At 70.1% G+C, this 16,391-nt stretch carries 18 protein-coding genes; 2 read left to right on the plus strand and 16 right to left on the minus strand.

Going from position 1 to position 16,391, the window contains the following annotated elements:
- Positions 1–143: 143 nt before the first annotated feature.
- Entirely contained in the window at positions 144–512 is a 369-nt protein-coding gene (locus OG900_15895; GenBank protein ID WUH91442.1) for a holo-ACP synthase, read from the minus strand.
- A gap of 91 nt (positions 513–603) precedes the next feature.
- On the opposite strand from OG900_15895, the gene coaA reads away from it, so the two are divergent.
- On the plus strand, positions 604–1,578 hold the full coding sequence (gene coaA / locus OG900_15900; protein ID WUH91443.1) for a type I pantothenate kinase: 975 nt from the start codon (positions 604–606) through the stop codon (positions 1,576–1,578).
- An 89-nt stretch (positions 1,579–1,667) separates the two neighbouring features.
- Here the strand turns inward: coaA and glmM are convergent, their stop codons facing one another.
- The 4 genes from glmM to OG900_15920 form a co-directional block, all read right to left on the minus strand.
- Positions 1,668–3,026: a phosphoglucosamine mutase gene (gene glmM / locus OG900_15905; GenBank protein WUH91444.1), complete on the minus strand. Its 1,359-nt coding sequence runs from the start codon at positions 3,024–3,026 to the stop codon at positions 1,668–1,670.
- 295 nt (positions 3,027–3,321) lie between these two features.
- Positions 3,322–3,837: a 30S ribosomal protein S9 gene (gene rpsI, locus OG900_15910; protein WUH91445.1), complete on the minus strand. Its 516-nt coding sequence runs from the start codon at positions 3,835–3,837 to the stop codon at positions 3,322–3,324.
- A 42-nt stretch (positions 3,838–3,879) separates the two neighbouring features.
- The gene (gene rplM, locus OG900_15915; GenBank protein ID WUH91446.1) at positions 3,880–4,323 is read right to left on the minus strand and encodes a 50S ribosomal protein L13; all 444 of its coding nucleotides are present in this window, start codon (positions 4,321–4,323) and stop codon (positions 3,880–3,882) included.
- Positions 4,324–4,621: 298 nt separating this feature from the next.
- Positions 4,622–6,244 carry an ATP-binding cassette domain-containing protein gene (locus tag OG900_15920; GenBank protein ID WUH91447.1) on the minus strand — a complete coding sequence of 541 codons (1,623 nt, stop codon included), beginning with the start codon at positions 6,242–6,244 and terminating at the stop codon, positions 4,622–4,624.
- Positions 6,245–6,341: 97 nt separating this feature from the next.
- On the opposite strand from OG900_15920, the gene OG900_15925 reads away from it, so the two are divergent.
- Positions 6,342–7,724, plus strand: coding sequence for a hypothetical protein (locus OG900_15925; protein WUH91448.1), 1,383 nt, complete (start codon positions 6,342–6,344; stop codon positions 7,722–7,724).
- A gap of 484 nt (positions 7,725–8,208) precedes the next feature.
- Here the strand turns inward: OG900_15925 and truA are convergent, their stop codons facing one another.
- The 11 genes from truA to secY form a co-directional block, all read right to left on the minus strand.
- Positions 8,209–9,060 (minus strand): tRNA pseudouridine(38-40) synthase TruA, encoded by an 852-nt coding sequence (gene truA, locus OG900_15930; protein WUH91449.1) that lies wholly within the window; start codon positions 9,058–9,060, stop codon positions 8,209–8,211.
- A gap of 82 nt (positions 9,061–9,142) precedes the next feature.
- Positions 9,143–9,652, minus strand: coding sequence for a 50S ribosomal protein L17 (gene rplQ / locus OG900_15935; GenBank protein ID WUH91450.1), 510 nt, complete (start codon positions 9,650–9,652; stop codon positions 9,143–9,145).
- A gap of 294 nt (positions 9,653–9,946) precedes the next feature.
- Entirely contained in the window at positions 9,947–10,969 is a 1,023-nt protein-coding gene (locus tag OG900_15940) for a DNA-directed RNA polymerase subunit alpha (GenBank protein WUH91451.1), read from the minus strand.
- A 129-nt stretch (positions 10,970–11,098) separates the two neighbouring features.
- Entirely contained in the window at positions 11,099–11,725 is a 627-nt protein-coding gene (gene rpsD / locus OG900_15945; protein WUH91452.1) for a 30S ribosomal protein S4, read from the minus strand.
- Positions 11,726–11,751: 26 nt separating this feature from the next.
- Positions 11,752–12,156, minus strand: a complete 405-nt coding sequence (gene rpsK / locus OG900_15950; GenBank protein ID WUH91453.1) for a 30S ribosomal protein S11 — start codon at positions 12,154–12,156, stop codon at positions 11,752–11,754.
- Positions 12,157–12,225: 69 nt separating this feature from the next.
- On the minus strand, positions 12,226–12,606 hold the full coding sequence (gene rpsM, locus OG900_15955) for a 30S ribosomal protein S13 (GenBank protein WUH91454.1): 381 nt from the start codon (positions 12,604–12,606) through the stop codon (positions 12,226–12,228).
- 188 nt (positions 12,607–12,794) lie between these two features.
- Positions 12,795–12,908, minus strand: coding sequence for a 50S ribosomal protein L36 (gene rpmJ, locus OG900_15960; protein ID WUH91455.1), 114 nt, complete (start codon positions 12,906–12,908; stop codon positions 12,795–12,797).
- 29 nt (positions 12,909–12,937) lie between these two features.
- Positions 12,938–13,159, minus strand: a complete 222-nt coding sequence (gene infA, locus OG900_15965) for a translation initiation factor IF-1 (protein ID WUH91456.1) — start codon at positions 13,157–13,159, stop codon at positions 12,938–12,940.
- 156 nt (positions 13,160–13,315) lie between these two features.
- Entirely contained in the window at positions 13,316–14,158 is an 843-nt protein-coding gene (gene map / locus OG900_15970) for a type I methionyl aminopeptidase (GenBank protein WUH95784.1), read from the minus strand.
- Positions 14,159–14,292: 134 nt separating this feature from the next.
- On the minus strand, positions 14,293–14,952 hold the full coding sequence (locus tag OG900_15975) for an adenylate kinase (GenBank protein ID WUH91457.1): 660 nt from the start codon (positions 14,950–14,952) through the stop codon (positions 14,293–14,295).
- Positions 14,952–16,268 carry a preprotein translocase subunit SecY gene (gene secY, locus OG900_15980; protein WUH91458.1) on the minus strand — a complete coding sequence of 439 codons (1,317 nt, stop codon included), beginning with the start codon at positions 16,266–16,268 and terminating at the stop codon, positions 14,952–14,954. The genes OG900_15975 and secY overlap by 1 nt, the downstream gene beginning before the upstream one ends.
- Between the last annotated feature and the right edge of the window lie 123 nt (positions 16,269–16,391).

Here is a 16,391-nt window from a genome sequence, read left to right on the forward strand (position 1 = left end):
CCCTGGCGCGGCCCACCGCGGAGGCGGCACCCGCGTCGTGGTCGAGGAACTGGTGCCGGCCGCCTACGCCCAGCTCGGCGACCCTTGCAGACCCGCCACCGCGGCACCCCGGCCCCGGGTTTCGGCCACGGCCGGCGGACGGCTCAGCCCTCGGCGATGACCACGGCGGAGGCGACACCCGCGTCGTGGCTGAGGGACAGGTGCCAGCTGCGTACGCCGAGTTCGGCGGCGCGGGCGGCGACCGTGCCGGTGACGGTCAGCCGGGGGCGCCCGGACGGCTCCGTGCTGACCTCGGCGTCGAGCCAGCTGAGCCCGGCGGGGGCGCCCAGGGACTTGGCGAGCGCCTCCTTGGCGGCGAAGCGCGCGGCGAGTGAGGCGATACCGCGCGGGGCGCCGCTGGGGAGCCGCAGTTCGCCGGGGGTGAAGAGGCGTTCCGCCATTCCCGGGGTGCGCTCCATCGCGGCGGCGAACCGTTCGATCTCGGCGACGTCGATCCCGACCCCGACGATCATCCGGCGTCCCCTCGGGGGCGCGTGGCGTTGCCGTACATGGGGCCAGCTTAAGGGGCCGGCGCCGCGCGGCCGCGGCGCGCGCCCTGCGAGGATGCTCACCGTGACGACCACCCCCACCGCGCCCGCCAGCCCCTTCGTCGACCTGACCAGGGGGCAGTGGAGCGCCCTGCGGGAGCGGACGCCCTTGCCGCTGACCGCGGCGGAGGTGGAGCGCCTGCGCGGGCTCGGGGACGTCATCGACCTCGACGAGGTGGTGGACGTCTACCTGCCTCTGTCCCGCCTGCTGAATCTGTACGTGGCCGCGCACAGCGGGCTGCGCGGGGCGCTGAACACCTTCCTGGCGGGCGCGGCGGGCGGCCCGCAGCCGGGGACGCCGTTCGTGATAGGCGTCGCCGGGAGCGTGGCGGTGGGGAAGTCGACGACCGCCCGGCTGCTGCAGGCGCTGCTGGCGCGGTGGCCGGAGCACCCGCGGGTGGAGCTGGTCACCACCGACGGCTTCCTGCTGCCCAACGCGGAATTGCAGCGGCGCGGCCTGATGTCGCGCAAGGGCTTCCCCGAGTCCTACGACCGGCGCGCGCTGACCCGTTTCGTCGCGGACGTGAAGTCCGGCAAGGCCGAGGTGACCGCGCCGGTCTATTCGCACCTGATCTACGACATCGTGCCCGGTGAGCTGCTGACCGTCCGCCGTCCCGACATCCTCATCGTGGAGGGCCTGAACGTGCTGCAGCCCGCGCTGCCGGGGCAGGACGGCCGTACGAGGATCGGGCTGGCGGACTACTTCGACTTCAGCGTCTACGTCGACGCCCGCACCGAGGACATCGAGCAGTGGTATCTCGGGCGGTTCAGGAAGCTGCGGGAGACCGCCTTCCAGAATCCCGACTCGTACTTCACGAAATGCACCCGGGTGGCCGAGGACGAGGCGATGGACTACGCCCGCATGATCTGGCGGACCGTCAACCGGCCGAACCTCCAGGAGAACGTCCTGCCGACCCGCAGCCGGGCCACGCTGGTCCTGCGCAAGAGCCAGGACCACAAGGTGCAGCGCCTTTCGCTGCGCAAACTGTGACGCCGCGTGCGCCGGCACCCTGACGCTGCCCGCCCGAGAACGGCCGCGGGCGCCGCGGGGTGCCGGCGGCGCAGGACGTGGCGGGCGCGTCAGCCCAGTGTCGACTTGACGACGTCCGCGAGGCGGCCCGCCACCGACCTGGCGTGGTCGATGTCGGCGGCCTCCACCATGACGCGGACCAGCGGCTCGGTGCCTGAGGGGCGCAGCAGCACCCGCCCGGTCGCGCCCAGCTCCGCCTCGGCCTCGGCGACGGCCATGACCAGCTCGGGAGCGGTCCCGGCGCGGCTCTTGTCGACGTCCGGCACATTGACCAGCACCTGCGGCAGCCGCCGCATGACACCGGCCAGGTCGGCAAGGGTGCGGCCGGTCGCGGTGACGCGGGCGGCGAGCAGCAGCCCGGTCAGGGTGCCGTCGCCGGTGGTGGCGTGGTCGAGCACGATGACGTGGCCGGACTGCTCGCCGCCGAGCGCGTAGCCGTGCTCCTTCATCGACTCCAGGACGTAGCGGTCGCCGACCGCGGTCTGCACGAGGGTGATGCCCTCGCGCTCCATGGCCAGCTTGAAGCCCAGGTTGGACATCACGGTGCCGACGACGGTGTTGCCGCGCAGCTCGCCGCGCTCGCGCAGCGACAGCGCGAGGATCGCCAGGATCTGGTCGCCGTCGACCTCCTCGCCCGCCCCGTCCACGGCCAGGCAGCGGTCGGCGTCGCCGTCGTGCGCGATGCCGAAGTCGGCACCGTGCTCTATGACGGCGCTCTTGAGCAGCTCCAGGTGGGTGGAGCCGCAGCCGTCGTTGATGTTGAGGCCGTCGGGGCGGGCGCCGATGGTGATGACTTCCGCGCCGGCCCGCGAGAAGGCCTCGGGCGACACGCGGGACGCGGCGCCGTGCGCCTCGTCCAGGACGATCTTGAGGCCGTCGAGCCGGTTGGGCAGCACGCCGATGAGGTGGGCGACGTACTGGTCGAAGCCCTCGTCGTAGTCCTTGACCCGGCCGACGCCCGCGCCGGTGGGGCGGAGCCAGGGGGCGCCGGTGCGGTGCTCCTCGTAGATCTTCTCGATCCGGTCCTCAAGGTCGTCGTCCAGCTTGTGGCCGCCGCGGGCGAGGAACTTGACGCCGTTGTCCGGCATCGCGTTGTGGCTCGCGGACAGCATCACGCCGAGGTCGGCGCCCAGCGCGCCGGTGAGATACGCCACCGCCGGGGTGGGCAGCACACCGACCCGCAGGACGTCCACGCCCGCGCTCGCCAGGCCCGCCACGACAGCGGCCTCCAGGAATTCGCCCGAGGCGCGCGGATCGCGCCCGACCACCGCGACCGGGCGGTGCCCCGCGAAGGTGCCCGCCTCGGCGAGTACGTGTGCCGCCGCGACCGACAGGCCGAGCGCAAGCTCGGCGGTGAGGTCCGCGTTGGCGATGCCACGCACCCCGTCGGTACCGAAGAGTCGTCCCACTGTGTGTCCTCCGATGCGATACGGCGGCTCTGCCGTGTCGGCCGTGCCCGGCCGTACTCCAGGTGCGCAGGTGCCGGCCGCCGGCGCCGGCGCCGAGTGCGCGAGCCGGGGGCGGGGCGCACCTGCTTGGTGCTTGACGTTTGGCGCCCTGTTATTGGTTGTACCAGTCGTATCACCACAGATATACGACCACGGCGCCACATGCGAACGCCCCGGAGGCAATGGTGTGCCTCCGGGGCGTTGTGCAGCGGCACCGGCAGCGGCGACGGCGTGCCGTCGCGTGTGCCGGTGGCGACTAGCGCTTGCTGAACTGCGGCGCCTTGCGGGCCTTCTTCAGACCGGCCTTCTTCCGCTCGACCGCGCGGTCGTCACGGGTCAGGAAGCCGGCCTTCTTGAGCGGGCCGCGGTTGTTGTCGACGTCGGCCTCGTTCAGCGCACGGGCGACACCGAGGCGCAGCGCACCGGCCTGGCCCGAGATGCCGCCGCCGCTGATGCGGGCGATGACGTCGTAGCGGTTGTCGAGTTCGAGCACCTTGAAGGGCTCGTTGACTTCCTGCTGGTGCACCTTGTTGGGGAAGTAGCCCTCAAGGGTGCGGCCGTTGATCTTCCACTTGCCGCTGCCCGGGACGATACGGACACGCGCGATGGACTGCTTGCGGCGGCCGGTGCCGGCGGCCGGCTGCGGGTCGCCGAAGCGCGACGCGAGCGACTCGGAGGTGTACTCCCCCTCGACGGCGTCGGACTCGAAGGTGGTGATCTCCTCGAAGGACTCGTCGCCCTCGATGACGGTCTCGGCAGTGGTCTCAGCCACGATTCTCCTCAGGATTCTTTCTGTGGTAGCTGGTGGCCGGAACTACTGCGCGACCTGGGTGATCTCGAACGGCACCGGCTGCTGTGCAGCGTGCGGGTGCTGGTCGCCCGAGTAGACCTTCAGCTTGGAGAGCATCTGACGGCCCAGGGTGTTCTTGGGGAGCATGCCCTTGACGGCCTTCTCGACGGCCTTCTCGGGGTTCTTGTCCATCAGCTCGTCGTAGCGCACGGAACGCAGACCGCCCGGGTAACCCGAGTGGCGGTAGGCCATCTTCTGGGTCCGCTTGTTACCCGAGAGGTGGATCTTGTCGGCGTTGATGATGACGACGAAGTCACCCGTGTCGACGTGGGGCGCGTAGATGGGCTTGTGCTTGCCCCGCAGAAGGGTGGCGGCCTGAGTGGCCAGACGGCCCAGGACAACGTCCTGCGCGTCGATGACGTGCCACTGGCGCTGGATATCGCCGGGCTTGGGGCTGAACGTACGCACGGTCGTAGCCTTCGCTTCTTCTCAGTAGTGGTTTCCCCTGACCCGCCGCGAGGGCGGTGGGGAAGGGTCCTGACAAGGCCACCCGGACGATCACGACAGCCGTGGCCGCATACGGGGACGCAACCCGTCTGCCTGCCGCTGGTCATCGGCCCGGTGAACCGGCGTAAGGGCCCCTCACGTGAGATAGAGCAAGCCAATACGCATAACGAACTCGTAGAATACCGGGGCGGGGCCGTACGGGTCAAAACGGGGGTCCCCCACGCCCCGCGGGAACGGTCCTGGGCCGTTACCCTGCCCGCTACCGCTTGCGCTCCACCCGGCGCTCGTCCCACACCGGCTCGGCCGTCTCGCGGACCAGGCCGTCTGAGCCGAAGACCAGGTAGCGGTCGAAGCTGCGGGCGAACCAGCGGTCGTGGGTCACCGCGAGCACCGTGCCGTCGTAGGCCTCAAGACCCTCCTGGAGGGCCTCGGCGCTCTCCAGGTCCAGGTTGTCCGTCGGCTCGTCGAGCAGCAGCGCGGTGGTGCCCTCCAGCTCCATCAGCAGGATCTGGAAGCGCGCCTGCTGCCCGCCGGACAGCTTGTCGAAGGGCTGGTCGCCCTGCTGCTCCAGCTCGTAGCGGCGCAGCACCGACATGGCCCGGCCGCGGTCCCGCGAGTGCTCGGTCCACAGGATGTCCACCAGCGGGCGGCCGCGCAGCTCGGGGTGCGCGTGGGTCTGCGCGAAGTGGCCCGCCACGACGCGGGCGCCCAGTTTGTACGTCCCCGTGTGCGCCACACCCTCGTCACCGGCCAGCAGCCGCAGGAAGTGCGACTTGCCCGAGCCGTTGGAGCCGAGCACCGCGACCCGCTCGCCGTAGAAGACCTCCAGGTCGAACGGCTTCATCAGGCCGGTCAGCTCCAGCTTCTCGCAGGTCACCGCCCGCACACCGGTCCTGCCGCCCTTGAGCCGCATCCTGATGTCCTGCTCGCGCGGCGGCTCCTGCGGGGCGCCCGCGTCCTCGAACCGCTTCAGCCGGGTCTGGGCCGCGTGGTAGCGCGACGCCATGTCGGGGCTGTTCGCCGCCTGCTGCCGCAGCCGCAGCACCATCGCCTTGAGCTTGGCGTGCTCCTCCTCCCAGCGGCGCCGCAGCTCCTCGAAGCGCGCGAAGCGCTCCTTGCGTGCCTCGTGGAAGGTGCTGAAGCCGCCGCCGTGCACCCAGGTCGTCGACCCGGCGGGGCCGGTCTCCACGCTGACGATCTTCTCCGCCGTACGCGACAGCAGCTCGCGGTCGTGGCTGACGAACAGCACGGTCTTCCTGGTGGCGGCGATCTGCTCCTCCAGCCACCGCTTGCCGGGGACGTCCAGATAGTTGTCCGGCTCGTCGAGCAGCAGCACCTCGTCCGGACCGCGCAGCAGCGCTTCGAGCACCAGCCGCTTCTGCTCGCCGCCGGACAGCGTCTTGACCTCGCGCCACTGCGCCCGCTCGTAGGGGACGCCGAGCGCGGCCATCGTGCACATGTCCCACAGCGTCTCGGCCTCGTAGCCGCGCGCCTCCGCCCAGTCGCCGAGCGCGTGCGCGTATGCCATCTGCGCGGGCTCGTCGTCCTGCGCCATGATCGCCAGCTCGGCCGCGTCCACGGCTTCCGCGGCCGCCCTGATACGCGGGTGCGCCACGGAGACCAGCAGGTCGCGTACGGTCCTGTCGTCCCGGACGCTGCCGATGAACTGCCGCATCACGCCGAGGCCGCCGCTGACGGTGACACCGCCGCCGTGCGGGGCGATCTCGCCGGAGATCAGCCGCAGCAGCGTGGTCTTGCCTGCGCCGTTCGGCCCGACCAGTGCCACGGCCGCGCCGTCGCCGACGCGGAACGAGACGTCGCCGAGCAGCGCCCGCCCGTCCGGCAGGTAGTACTCCAGGTGCGCTGCTTCCACATGTCCCATGGCGTGAATTCTCCCGTGTGCTCCGAGTGCGCCCAACCGCTTTTCCCCGTACGGCCCCCGGTAGGCCGGTAGCCGGACCGGCAATATGATGCGCGACATGACCGATGGCCCCGGGCAGCAGCAGCCGCCGCAGGAACCGCGCTCCACCACCGATGGCGCCGGCGAGCGCGAAGTGCTGGAGGGACGCGTCATCCCCTCCCGTCCGCAGTCCCACCAGGACGCCGACCCGCGCCGGCAGTTCCGCCGCCAGGCCCCACCGCCGCAGGCCCCCTCCGCCGGCCCCGCCTGGTCCCCCCAGGCCGACGCCGCCGCCCAGGCAGGGCCCCCGCCGCACGCCCAGGGCCGGCCCTGGGCACCCGAGGCCCAGCAGCCCGCGCTGGACCCGACGCCCCCGCAGGAGGCGGCGCCGCAGATCGCGCCGGCGCAGGAGTGGGCGCAGCCGCCGGTTCAGCAGCCGCCGGTTCAGCAACCGCAGCCGCCTGCCCAGCAGCAGTACGCGCCCCCGCAGCAGCAGGGCCCGGCCCGGCACGCGGCCCCAGCGCCGCAACAGGCCTACGGGCCCCCGCAGCAGGCCCCGCAGGGCCCGCGGCAGCCCGCCCACGGCGGTGGCGGGCACGTACCGTTCGCGGGCGGGCCCGTACCCCGGCCGACGCCGCCACGCGAGCGGACGCCCGAGCCGGAGGCCGCCACGCCCGACTGGGGCGCGCTCGCCGAGCGGCAGGAGGCCACCGGTGCGCGCCGGCGCCGCGCGCTGATGCTCACCGGCGGGATCGTCGCCGTCGCCGTCATAGCCGGCGGTGTCGCCACCGCCGTCGTCATGTCGGGCAAGAGCAGCGACGACAAGCCGGTCGCGGGACCGTCCTCGTCCACCGGCGCCACCGCGAGCCAGCCGACGCTCCCTCCCCTGCCGTCCTTCTCCTCCGTCGCCCCGCCCCCGCCGGCGAACCCGCTCGACTACCTCAACACCGCCGCCAAGGACAAGGCCCCGCTCACCCCGGACTCCCTCTTCCCGGGCAAGCAGTTCGTCTGGCAGGGCCGCACCTACGTCAAGACCAAGGCCGACGTCACGACGGCCTGCGCGAAGAACGCCCGCAAGGGCGTCGCGACGGCCCTCACCGCCAACGGCTGCCAGAAGCTGATCCGCGCCACCTACACGCAGGGCGCGCTCGCCGTGACGGTCGGCGTCGCCGTCTTCCCCGACAACACCCACGCCAAGAAGGTCGGCGGCGTCTCCCAATACCTGGCCCCGCTCAACGGCGGCGGCGTCCCCGACTTCTGCCACGCCGTGCGCTGCCAGATGACGGCCAATTCCGTCGGCCGCTACGCCTACTTCGCCATCGCCGGCTTCAAGAACGGCACGACGCTGGCGGCGACCGACACGGTGGGCCGGCAGGCGGCCGATGACGCGTCCGACTTCGCCTTCAACCGCATAGTCCAACGCGGCAAAGACGCTGCCGCTGCGGACCCCACACGACAGTAGCCCCTCCGGCGGGGGCGCCCCGGCACACCGGTGATTGCCCCTTGCGGTGCGGCGCTAGCCTGCGGCCCGGTGGGGGCTGTGCGCGCAGTTCCCCGCCACTCCCTGCGGGGTGCTTTACGGACTCCACAGTGCCGCTGCGTGGGTGGCTTGTCGCGCCGTTCTCCCCCAGAGCTTCGCGTGGGGGTACCCCCACGCGCCCCTGAAAAACGCTCACCCTCCGCCCAGAGGGCTTCGCCCCTGCCAGGGGCAAACACCTGGCGCAGGAGGACGCAGGCCCAAAGGGGCGCGTGGGGGTACCCCCAGGCGAAGCTCTGGGGGAGAACTGCGCGCCCCGCCGGAGAGGCGGGAAAGAAAGCAACGCCACCGCAAGTGGCAATCACCCAGGCGTGCGTGGGGGTACCCCCTGGCGAAGCGCTGGGGGGAGAACGGAGCGACCAGCCCCCAGCGGGCCGCAGGCGCGCGGGCCAGCGCGAGGGGCACCCCCCTAGGCGCAACCCGGCACGGACAGTGTGCGGAGGTTGCGGGACTCCAGGTTGCGCGCCGCGAGCATGGCGTCGGCGGGGTAGCCGACCTCCTCCAGGGTGAGCCCGTGCGGACGCACGACGTTCACCGCGGAGTGCCTGACCCGTCCGGCCAGGACTTCCGCGGGGAAGCCCACCGCCCGGTGCCCGTCCCCGACCAGGATCATCGCCCCGACCAGCGCCCGCACCATGTTGTGGCAGAAGGCGTCAGCCCGCACCGTGGCGACGGCCACGCCGTCATCGCGCCGCACCCACCGCACGTCCAGCAGCGTGCGGATCGTCGTCGCACCCTCGCGCTTCTTGCAGTACGCGGCGAAGTCGTGCTCGCCGAGCAGCAGCGAAGCGGCGGCGTTCATCGCGTCGACGTCGACCGGGCGGTCGTGCCACAGGACGTGGCCGCGCAGCAGCGGGTCCACCCCGCCGGGGTGGTCGCCGACGCGGTAGGCGTACCGCCGCCAGATCGCGGAGAAGCGCGCGTTGAAGCCGGCGGGCGCCTCGCGGACGCCGAAGACGCGGACGTCCCAGGGCAGCCGTCCCGCCAGGCGCCTGCGCAGCTTGTCGTGCTCGGCGGCCCAGACGTCCGCGGGCAGGTCGACGTGCGCGACCTGGCCGCGCGCGTGGACGCCGGCGTCCGTGCGGCCGGCCACGGTCAGCTCGACCGGGTCGGGCAGCCGCAGCACCGTGGCGATCGCGGACTCCAGCTCGCCCTGCACGGTGCGCCGGGTGCGCTGCTTGGCCCAGCCGGAGAATTCGGCCCCGTCGTATGCCAGGTCCAGCCGGACCCTCACGAAGCCGGGTGCCGGGTCGTCACTCACGGGGTAGCTCCTCGCCATGGGGGAACGGAAGCGGACCCGTACCCCCAGGGGGTACGGGTCCGCCCGTGGAACACAACCGGGCTCACGCCTCGGTGTCGTCCTCCGCGTCAGCGGGCTTGGCGTCCTCGACGGCCTCGTCCTTCTTGAGGTCCTTCAGGGCGTCGTCACCCGCGGTGTCCTTCGCGGAACGCTTCGTCGCGGCCTCGGCCTCACCGACAGCGGACTGCTGCACGGTCAGGGCCTCGACCAGCTCGATGACCGCCATCGGGGCGTTGTCGCCACGACGGGGGCCGATCTTGGTGATGCGGGTGTAGCCACCGGGGCGGTTCTCGTACCGCGGGCCGATCTCGGTGAAGAGCGTGTGCACGATGCTCTTGTCCGTGATCGTCTGCAGCACCTGGCGACGGTTGTGCATGTCGCCCTTCTTCGCCTTGGTGATGAGGCGCTCCGCGACCGGGCGCAGCCGGCGCGCCTTGGCCTCGGTGGTGGTGATGCGGCCGTGCTCGAAGAGCGACTTCGCGAGGTTCGCGAGGAGCAGCTTCTCGTGCGCGGCGCTGCCGCCCAGACGGGCACCCTTGGCAGGCTGAGGCATGGTCTTTCTCCTTCTACGCTGCACCGGCCGTGTCAGGTACCGATGTCAGTGCGAACTGGCGGCTGCCAGCTCGTGGTGTGTCCAGGGGCTCGCGCCCCGGACGGCGCCCCCCAGGGGCGCGGGGAACCGCGCGCTCAGCCCACCACCGGCCGGTGGTCCGGAGCGGACCGGGCTGCCCCTTCGGGCCGGTGACGACCTGCGGCCCGTCGGCGGCTGGTCGCGCAGTTCCCCGCGCCCCTTCGGGGCACGGGTCCTACCCGGCGGCACCGGAATCCCGGGAACCGCCGGAGGCGATCAGTACTGCTCGGTCTCCACGAAGCCGGCGTCGACGTCGTCGTCGGCGCCGAAGGCGTCGGCGGCGGCGGTCGGGTCGAATCCGGGCGGGCTGTCCTTGAGGGCCAGGCCCATGCCGGCCAGCTTCGCCTTGACCTCGTCGATCGACTTCGCACCGAAGTTGCGGATGTCGAGCAGGTCGGCCTCGGAGCGTGCGACGAGTTCGCCCACGGAGTGGATGCCCTCGCGCTTGAGGCAGTTGTAGGAGCGGACGGTGAGTTCCAGCTCCTCGATCGGCAGCGCCAGGTCCGCGGCCAGGGCGGCGTCCGTGGGGGACGGGCCCATGTCGATGCCCTCGGCGTCGACGTTCAGCTCGCGGGCCAGGCCGAACAGCTCGACCAGGGTCTTGCCGGCCGACGCCATGGCGTCACGCGGCCGCATGGCCTGCTTGGTCTCGACGTCGACGATCAGCTTGTCGAAGTCGGTGCGCTGCTCGACACGGGTCGCCTCGACCTTGTAGGTGACCTTGAGCACCGGGCTGTAGATGGAGTCGACCGGGATGCGGCCGATCTCCTGGCCCTGCTGCTTGTTCTGCACCGCGGAGACGTAGCCGCGACCGCGCTCGACGGTCAGCTCCATCTCCAGCTTGCCCTTGGCGTTGAGCGTGGCCAGGACCAGGTCGGGGTTGTGGCACTCGACACCGGCCGGGGGCGCGATGTCGGCGGCGGTGACGACACCCGGGCCCTGCTTGCGCAGGTACATCACGACCGGCTCGTCGTGCTCCGAGGAGACGACCAGCTGCTTGATGTTGAGGATGATGTCGGTCAGGTCCTCCTTGACGCCCGGCACGGTGGTGAACTCGTGCAGGACGCCGTCGACCCGGATCGAGGTGACGGCGGCACCCGGGATCGAGGAGAGGAGTGTGCGGCGGAGGGAGTTGCCGAGGGTGTAGCCGAAGCCCGGCTCCAGCGGCTCGATCACGAACCGTGAGCGGAATTCGTCGACGACCTCTTCGGTCAACGAGGGACGCTGAGCGATCAGCATGGTGTCTGATGTCCTTCTGTCGTGGGCGCCCGCTATTTGACGCCCCCTGTACTACGAGGGTACGGGCGGCACGGCGAAACCGTCGTACGAGAGCACGACGGCGGCCGTACCGCCCGTGACCGTGAGCCGCTACTTGGAGTAGAGCTCGACGATCAGCTGCTCCTGCACCTGGGTGTCGATCACCTGGCGCTCGGGCAGGCTGTGCACGAGGATCCGCAGCCGGCCGGCGTTGGCCTCGAGCCACGCCGGGACGGTCTTGTCGCCGGCCTCGCCCTGCGCCACCGCGAACGGGGTCAGGTTGCGGGACGACTCACGGACCTCGACGATGTCGTTCACGGCCACGCGAGCCGACGGGATGTCGTTCTTGCGGCCGTTGACGGTGATGTGTCCGTGACGGACCAGCTGACGGGCGTGGTCGCGGGACTTGGCGAAGCCGGCCCGGTAGACCACGTTGTCGAGGCGGGTCTCAAGGATGCGAAGCAGGTTCTCACCGGTCTTGCCGGACTTCTGGTTCGCCTCCTTGTAGTAGTTCACGAACTGCTTTTCGAGGACACCGTAGATTCGCGCGCACTTCTGCTTCTCACGCAGCTGAAGCAGGTACTCGCTGTCCTTGGTGCGCCCGCGCCCGTGCTCACCCGGGGGGTAAGGACGGATCTCGATCGGGCACTTCGCGCTCTCGCACTTAGCTCCCTTGAGGAAGAGCTTCTGCTTCTCCCGACGGCATCGCTTGCAGTCGGCCCCGGTATAACGCGCCATTGTCTCAGTTCTCCTGTATCAGCTGGTCAGACGCGGCGGCGCTTCGGCGGGCGGCAGCCGTTGTGCGGGGTCGGGGTGACGTCCTGGATCGAGCCGACCTCAAGGCCGGTGGCCTGGAGGGAGCGGATCGCGGTCTCGCGGCCGGAGCCGGGACCCTTCACGAAGACGTCCACCTTGCGCATGCCGTGCTCCTGCGCGCGGCGGGCGGCCGACTCGGCGGCCATCTGCGCGGCGAAGGGGGTGGACTTGCGCGAGCCCTTGAAGCCGACGTGGCCGGCGGAGGCCCAGGAGATCACGTTGCCCGCGGGGTCGGTGATCGAGACGATCGTGTTGTTGAACGTGCTCTTGATGTGGGCGTGCCCGTGAGCGACGTTCTTCTTTTCCTTGCGGCGCACCTTCTTGGCTGCGCCCTGACGGCCCTTAGGAGGCATGTGTCAAGTTCTCCCGGTGGAGGTGGTCGGTCCTTTGGCGAAGACCGCTGGTAAGGGTCCTGCTGAGGACTACTTCTTGCCCGGCTTCTTCTTGCCGGCGATGGCGCGACGCGGGCCCTTGCGGGTGCGGGCGTTGGTGTGAGTGCGCTGCCCGTGGACGGGCAGGCCGCGGCGGTGACGCAGACCCTGGTAGCAGCCGATCTCGACCTTGCGGCGGATGTCGGCCTGCACCGAACGACGGAGGTCACCCTCGGTCGTGTAGTTGTCGTCGACCCACTTGGCGATCTTGACGAGGTCTTCCTCGGGAAGGTCGCGCACGCGGATGTCGGGGCTCACACCGGTGTTCTTCAGGATGTCCTGGGCGCGCGAGCGCCCGATGCCGAAGACATAGGTGAGGGCGATCTCCACGCGCTTCTCGCGCGGGAGGTCAACGCCTGAAAGGCGTGCCATGTGTGTGGCTCCTGGTGATGTCGGAGGTCTTCCGCAGCGCCGGTTCCCGGGCGGCCGTATCAGGTACCGGACGGGTCCCCGGCCTCCGCCGGGGGTGTCGTCCCCATCGGTGTGGGGACGGGCACTGCGTATGTACGTGTGTGCGTCGCGCGAATCTCTACGGCGGTGCAGAAGGAGCAGGTCGTACGTCAGCCCTGGCGCTGCTTGTGGCGCAGGTTGTCGCAGATGACCATGACCCGGCCGTGGCGGCGGATCACCTTGCACTTGTCGCAGATCTTCTTGACGCTCGGCTTGACCTTCATGGGATGTCAGGTTCTCCGGGTCTTGAGATCTACTTGTATCGGTAGACGATCCGTCCGCGCGTCAGGTCGTACGGAGACAGCTCCACGACGACCCGGTCATCCGGAAGGATACGGATGTAGTGCATCCGCATCTTGCCGCTGATGTGCGCGAGGACCTTGTGACCGTTCTGCAGCTCCACCTTGAACATGGCGTTCGGCAGAGACTCGATCACGGTGCCCTCGATTTCGATGGCGCCTTGCTTTTTGGCCATGTCCTGCTTTCGGGATCGGCTACCTTGATCGGCTCCAGGCATGCCGGAAGACATGCGAGAGCCGACGTGTCAGTCTACGACACGGCTCCCGGAAAGACGAATCCACTGTGTATGCCCATGGTCGAAGATCGTTACGCTTGGGGTCTCCCCAGGCCCTCAGGGCCGAGGGGAAGGGTCGGCGGGGACCGTGATGCCGTACTCGGCGAGCTTGGCGCGGCCGCAGTCCGGGGAGGTGAGCACCAGCGGGCCGTCCTCGGTCAGGGCGATGGTGTGCTCCCAGTGCGAGGACCAGGAGCCGTCGTCGGACTTCACCGTCCACTCGTCTTCCATGACGTGGGTGTGGGGCGAGCCGAGGGTGACCATCGGCTCGATCGCCAGGCACAGCCCGGGGACCAGCTTGATGCCCCGGCCGCGCTTCTTGGTGACGTAGTTCAGCAGGTGCGGGTCCATGTGCATCTCGGTGCCGATGCCGTGGCCGCCGTAGTCCTCGACGATGCCGTACTTGCCGGAGGCGGGCCGCGGCTGGCGGCGGATGTAGCCCTCGACGGCCCGGGAGATGTCCTCCAGGCGGTTGCCCTTGCGGAAGGCGGCGATGCCGGCCCACATGGACTCCTCGGTGACCCGGCTCAGCTCGATCAGCTCGGGCGCGTGGCCGGTGCCGACGAAGCAGGTGAAGGCCGCGTCGCCGTGCCAGCCCTCGATGATGGCGCCGGCGTCGATGGCGATGATGTCGCCGTCCTTGAGCACCGTCTCCCGGTCGGGGATGCCGTGGACGACGACGTCGTTGACCGAGGTGCAGATGTTGCCGGGGAAGCCGCCGTAGCCCAGGAAGTTCGGCTTGGCGTCGTGGTCGGCGATGACCCGGGCGGCGATCTCGTCCAGGTCCTTGGTCGTCGCCCCGGGCACGGCCGCCGCGCGGGTCGCCTCGTGCACCGCCGCGACGACAAGTCCGGCCCGCCTCATCGTGGCGATCTGCTCCGGGGTCTTGATCTCCACCATGCGGCTGACGCCTTCCTTGTCCTCGGGGTGCGGTCGCGGGCGCATACGCCCGTTCAACGATACGGCCGTGGTGCCCGTCGGGGCACCACGGCCGCATGCCGTGCTGTGCTGCTGCTGCCCTGGCGGGCGGGGGGTCAGTCCTCGCGCCGGTCCTGGAGCGCGTCCATGGCGCGCTTGGTGACCTCGGCCACCGGGCCGAGCGCGGAGATCGTCACCACAAGATTCTGCTGCTTGTAGTAGTCGATGATCGGCTCGGTCTCGCGGTGGTAGACGTCGAGGCGGTTGCGGACCTTGTCCTCGGCGTCGTCGCTGCGCTGGTAGAGCTCGCCGCCGCACTCGTCGCAGACGCCCGGGGTCTTGGGCTCCTTGTACTCGACGTGGAAGACGTGGGCGCTGTCGTTGCGGCACACCCGGCGGCCGGCGATGCGCTTGACGACCTCGTCCTCGGGGACCTCCAGGTCCAGCACGCCGTTGAGCTTGATGCCGTGCGCGGCGAGGTAGGCGTCGAGCGCCCGAGCCTGGAACTCGTTGCGCGGGAAGCCGTCGAGCAGGAAGCCCCCGACGGCGTCGGGCGCGTCCAGCCGGTCCTCCGCCATGCCGATGGTGACCTCGTCGGGGACCAGGTCGCCCGCGTCCATGTAGGCCTTGGCCTGCTTGCCCAGCTCGGTGCCCTGGCTGATGTTGGCCCGGAACAGGTCGCCCGTGGAGATGTGCGGGATCGACAGGTTCTCGGCGAGGTACTTGGCCTGCGTCCCCTTGCCCGCGCCCGGCGGTCCGACCAGGACGATACGCATCAGCGGAGGAACCCTTCGTAGTTACGCTGCTGGAGCTGGCTCTCGATCTGCTTCACCGTCTCCAGGCCGACACCCACGATGATCAGGATGCTCGTACCGCCGAGTGGGAAGTTGCCGTTGCTGCCGTTGAAGATCGCGATGGCGACCGTCGGCACGAGAGCGATGAGGCCCAGGTACAGCGCGCCTGGCCACGTGATGCGGTTCAGCACGTAACTCAGGTATTCAGCCGTGGGGCGACCTGCGCGGATGCCCGGGATGAATCCACCATACTTCTTCATATTGTCCGCGACCTCTTCGGGGTTGAAGGAGATCGCGACGTAGAAGAAGGCGAAGAAGACGATCAGCAGGAAGTACGCCGCCATGTAGACCGGGTGGTCGCCCTTGGTGAAGTTCCGGCTGATCCACTGGGCCCAGCCCGCGGTCGAGCCGGAGAACTGCACGATGAGCGCCGGGATGTACAGCAGCGACGACGCGAAGATGACCGGGATGACACCGGCCTGGTTGACCTTGAGCGGGATGTACGTCGACGTGCCGCCGTAGGACCGCCGGCCGATCATCCGCTTGGCGTATTGCACCGGGATACGGCGCTGCGCCTGTTCGACGAAGACCACCAGGCCGACCATCGCCAGGCCCACCGCGAGGACCGCGAGGAATTCCACCCAGCCGCCGGCGATCTTGCCGGAGACCTTGATCGCCCACAGCGAGCCGGGGAAGCCGGCCGCGATGGAGACGAACATCAGGATGGACATGCCGTTGCCGATGCCCTTGTCGGTGACCAGCTCGCCGAGCCACATGATCACCACGGTGCCGGCGGTCATCGTGGTGACCATCGTGATCGTGGTGAAGATCGACTGGTTGGGCACGATCGAGCCGGCGTTGTTGCAGCCGGAGAACAGGCTGCCGGAGCGCGCGGTGGCGACCAGGCCGGTGCCCTGGAGCACGGCCAGCGCCACGGTCAGGTAGCGGGTGTACTGCGTGATCTTCGTGGTGCCGGCCTGACCCTCCTTCTTGAGGGCCTCCAGGCGCGGGATCACCACGGTCAGCAGCTGGAGGATGATGCTCGCCGTGATGTACGGCATGATCCCGAGCGCGAAGATCGTCAGCTGCAGCAGAGCGCCGCCGCTGAACATGTTCACCAGCCCGAAGAGGCTGTTGTTCCCCTTCGTCTCCTTGATGCAGGCGTTGACGACCGTGTAGTCGATGCCCGGCACCGGTACGTGCGCTCCGAGGCGGTAGACCACCACGATGCTCAAAGTGAACAGCAGCTTCTTGCGCAGGTCGGGCGTCCTGAACGCCCGTGCGAACGCGGTGAGCACGGTGCCTCCTGCACCCCCCGCGCGAGGGCGGAAGGACGGTTTATGAGGTTTCTGACGACAGCAGCGTCGGTCAGCCTACCGGCGACTTGGCCCCGCAAGGAATGACCAACCGGGGAAGGAAAA

Source organism: Streptomyces sp. NBC_00433 (assembly GCA_036015235.1).
GTDB lineage: Bacteria > Actinomycetota > Actinomycetes > Streptomycetales > Streptomycetaceae > Actinacidiphila.

Bases quoted from the DNA above. Each gene is read 5' to 3' on its own strand.
- OG900_15895 (WUH91442.1), bottom strand. From the start codon at position 512: ATGATCGTCGGGGTCGGGATCGACGTCGCCGAGATCGAACGGTTCGCC.
- coaA (WUH91443.1), top strand. From the start codon at position 604: ATGCTCACCGTGACGACCACCCCCACCGCGCCCGCCAGCCCCTTCGTC.
- OG900_15920 (WUH91447.1), bottom strand. From the start codon at position 6,244: ATGGGACATGTGGAAGCAGCGCACCTGGAGTACTACCTGCCGGACGGG.
- OG900_15925 (WUH91448.1), top strand. From the start codon at position 6,342: ATGACCGATGGCCCCGGGCAGCAGCAGCCGCCGCAGGAACCGCGCTCC.
- rplQ (WUH91450.1), bottom strand. From the start codon at position 9,652: ATGCCTCAGCCTGCCAAGGGTGCCCGTCTGGGCGGCAGCGCCGCGCAC.
- OG900_15940 (WUH91451.1), bottom strand. From the start codon at position 10,969: ATGCTGATCGCTCAGCGTCCCTCGTTGACCGAAGAGGTCGTCGACGAA.
- rpsD (WUH91452.1), bottom strand. From the start codon at position 11,725: ATGGCGCGTTATACCGGGGCCGACTGCAAGCGATGCCGTCGGGAGAAG.
- rpsK (WUH91453.1), bottom strand. From the start codon at position 12,156: ATGCCTCCTAAGGGCCGTCAGGGCGCAGCCAAGAAGGTGCGCCGCAAG.
- rpsM (WUH91454.1), bottom strand. From the start codon at position 12,606: ATGGCACGCCTTTCAGGCGTTGACCTCCCGCGCGAGAAGCGCGTGGAG.
- rpmJ (WUH91455.1), bottom strand. From the start codon at position 12,908: ATGAAGGTCAAGCCGAGCGTCAAGAAGATCTGCGACAAGTGCAAGGTG.
- infA (WUH91456.1), bottom strand. From the start codon at position 13,159: ATGGCCAAAAAGCAAGGCGCCATCGAAATCGAGGGCACCGTGATCGAG.
- map (WUH95784.1), bottom strand. From the start codon at position 14,158: ATGGTGGAGATCAAGACCCCGGAGCAGATCGCCACGATGAGGCGGGCC.
- OG900_15975 (WUH91457.1), bottom strand. From the start codon at position 14,952: ATGCGTATCGTCCTGGTCGGACCGCCGGGCGCGGGCAAGGGGACGCAG.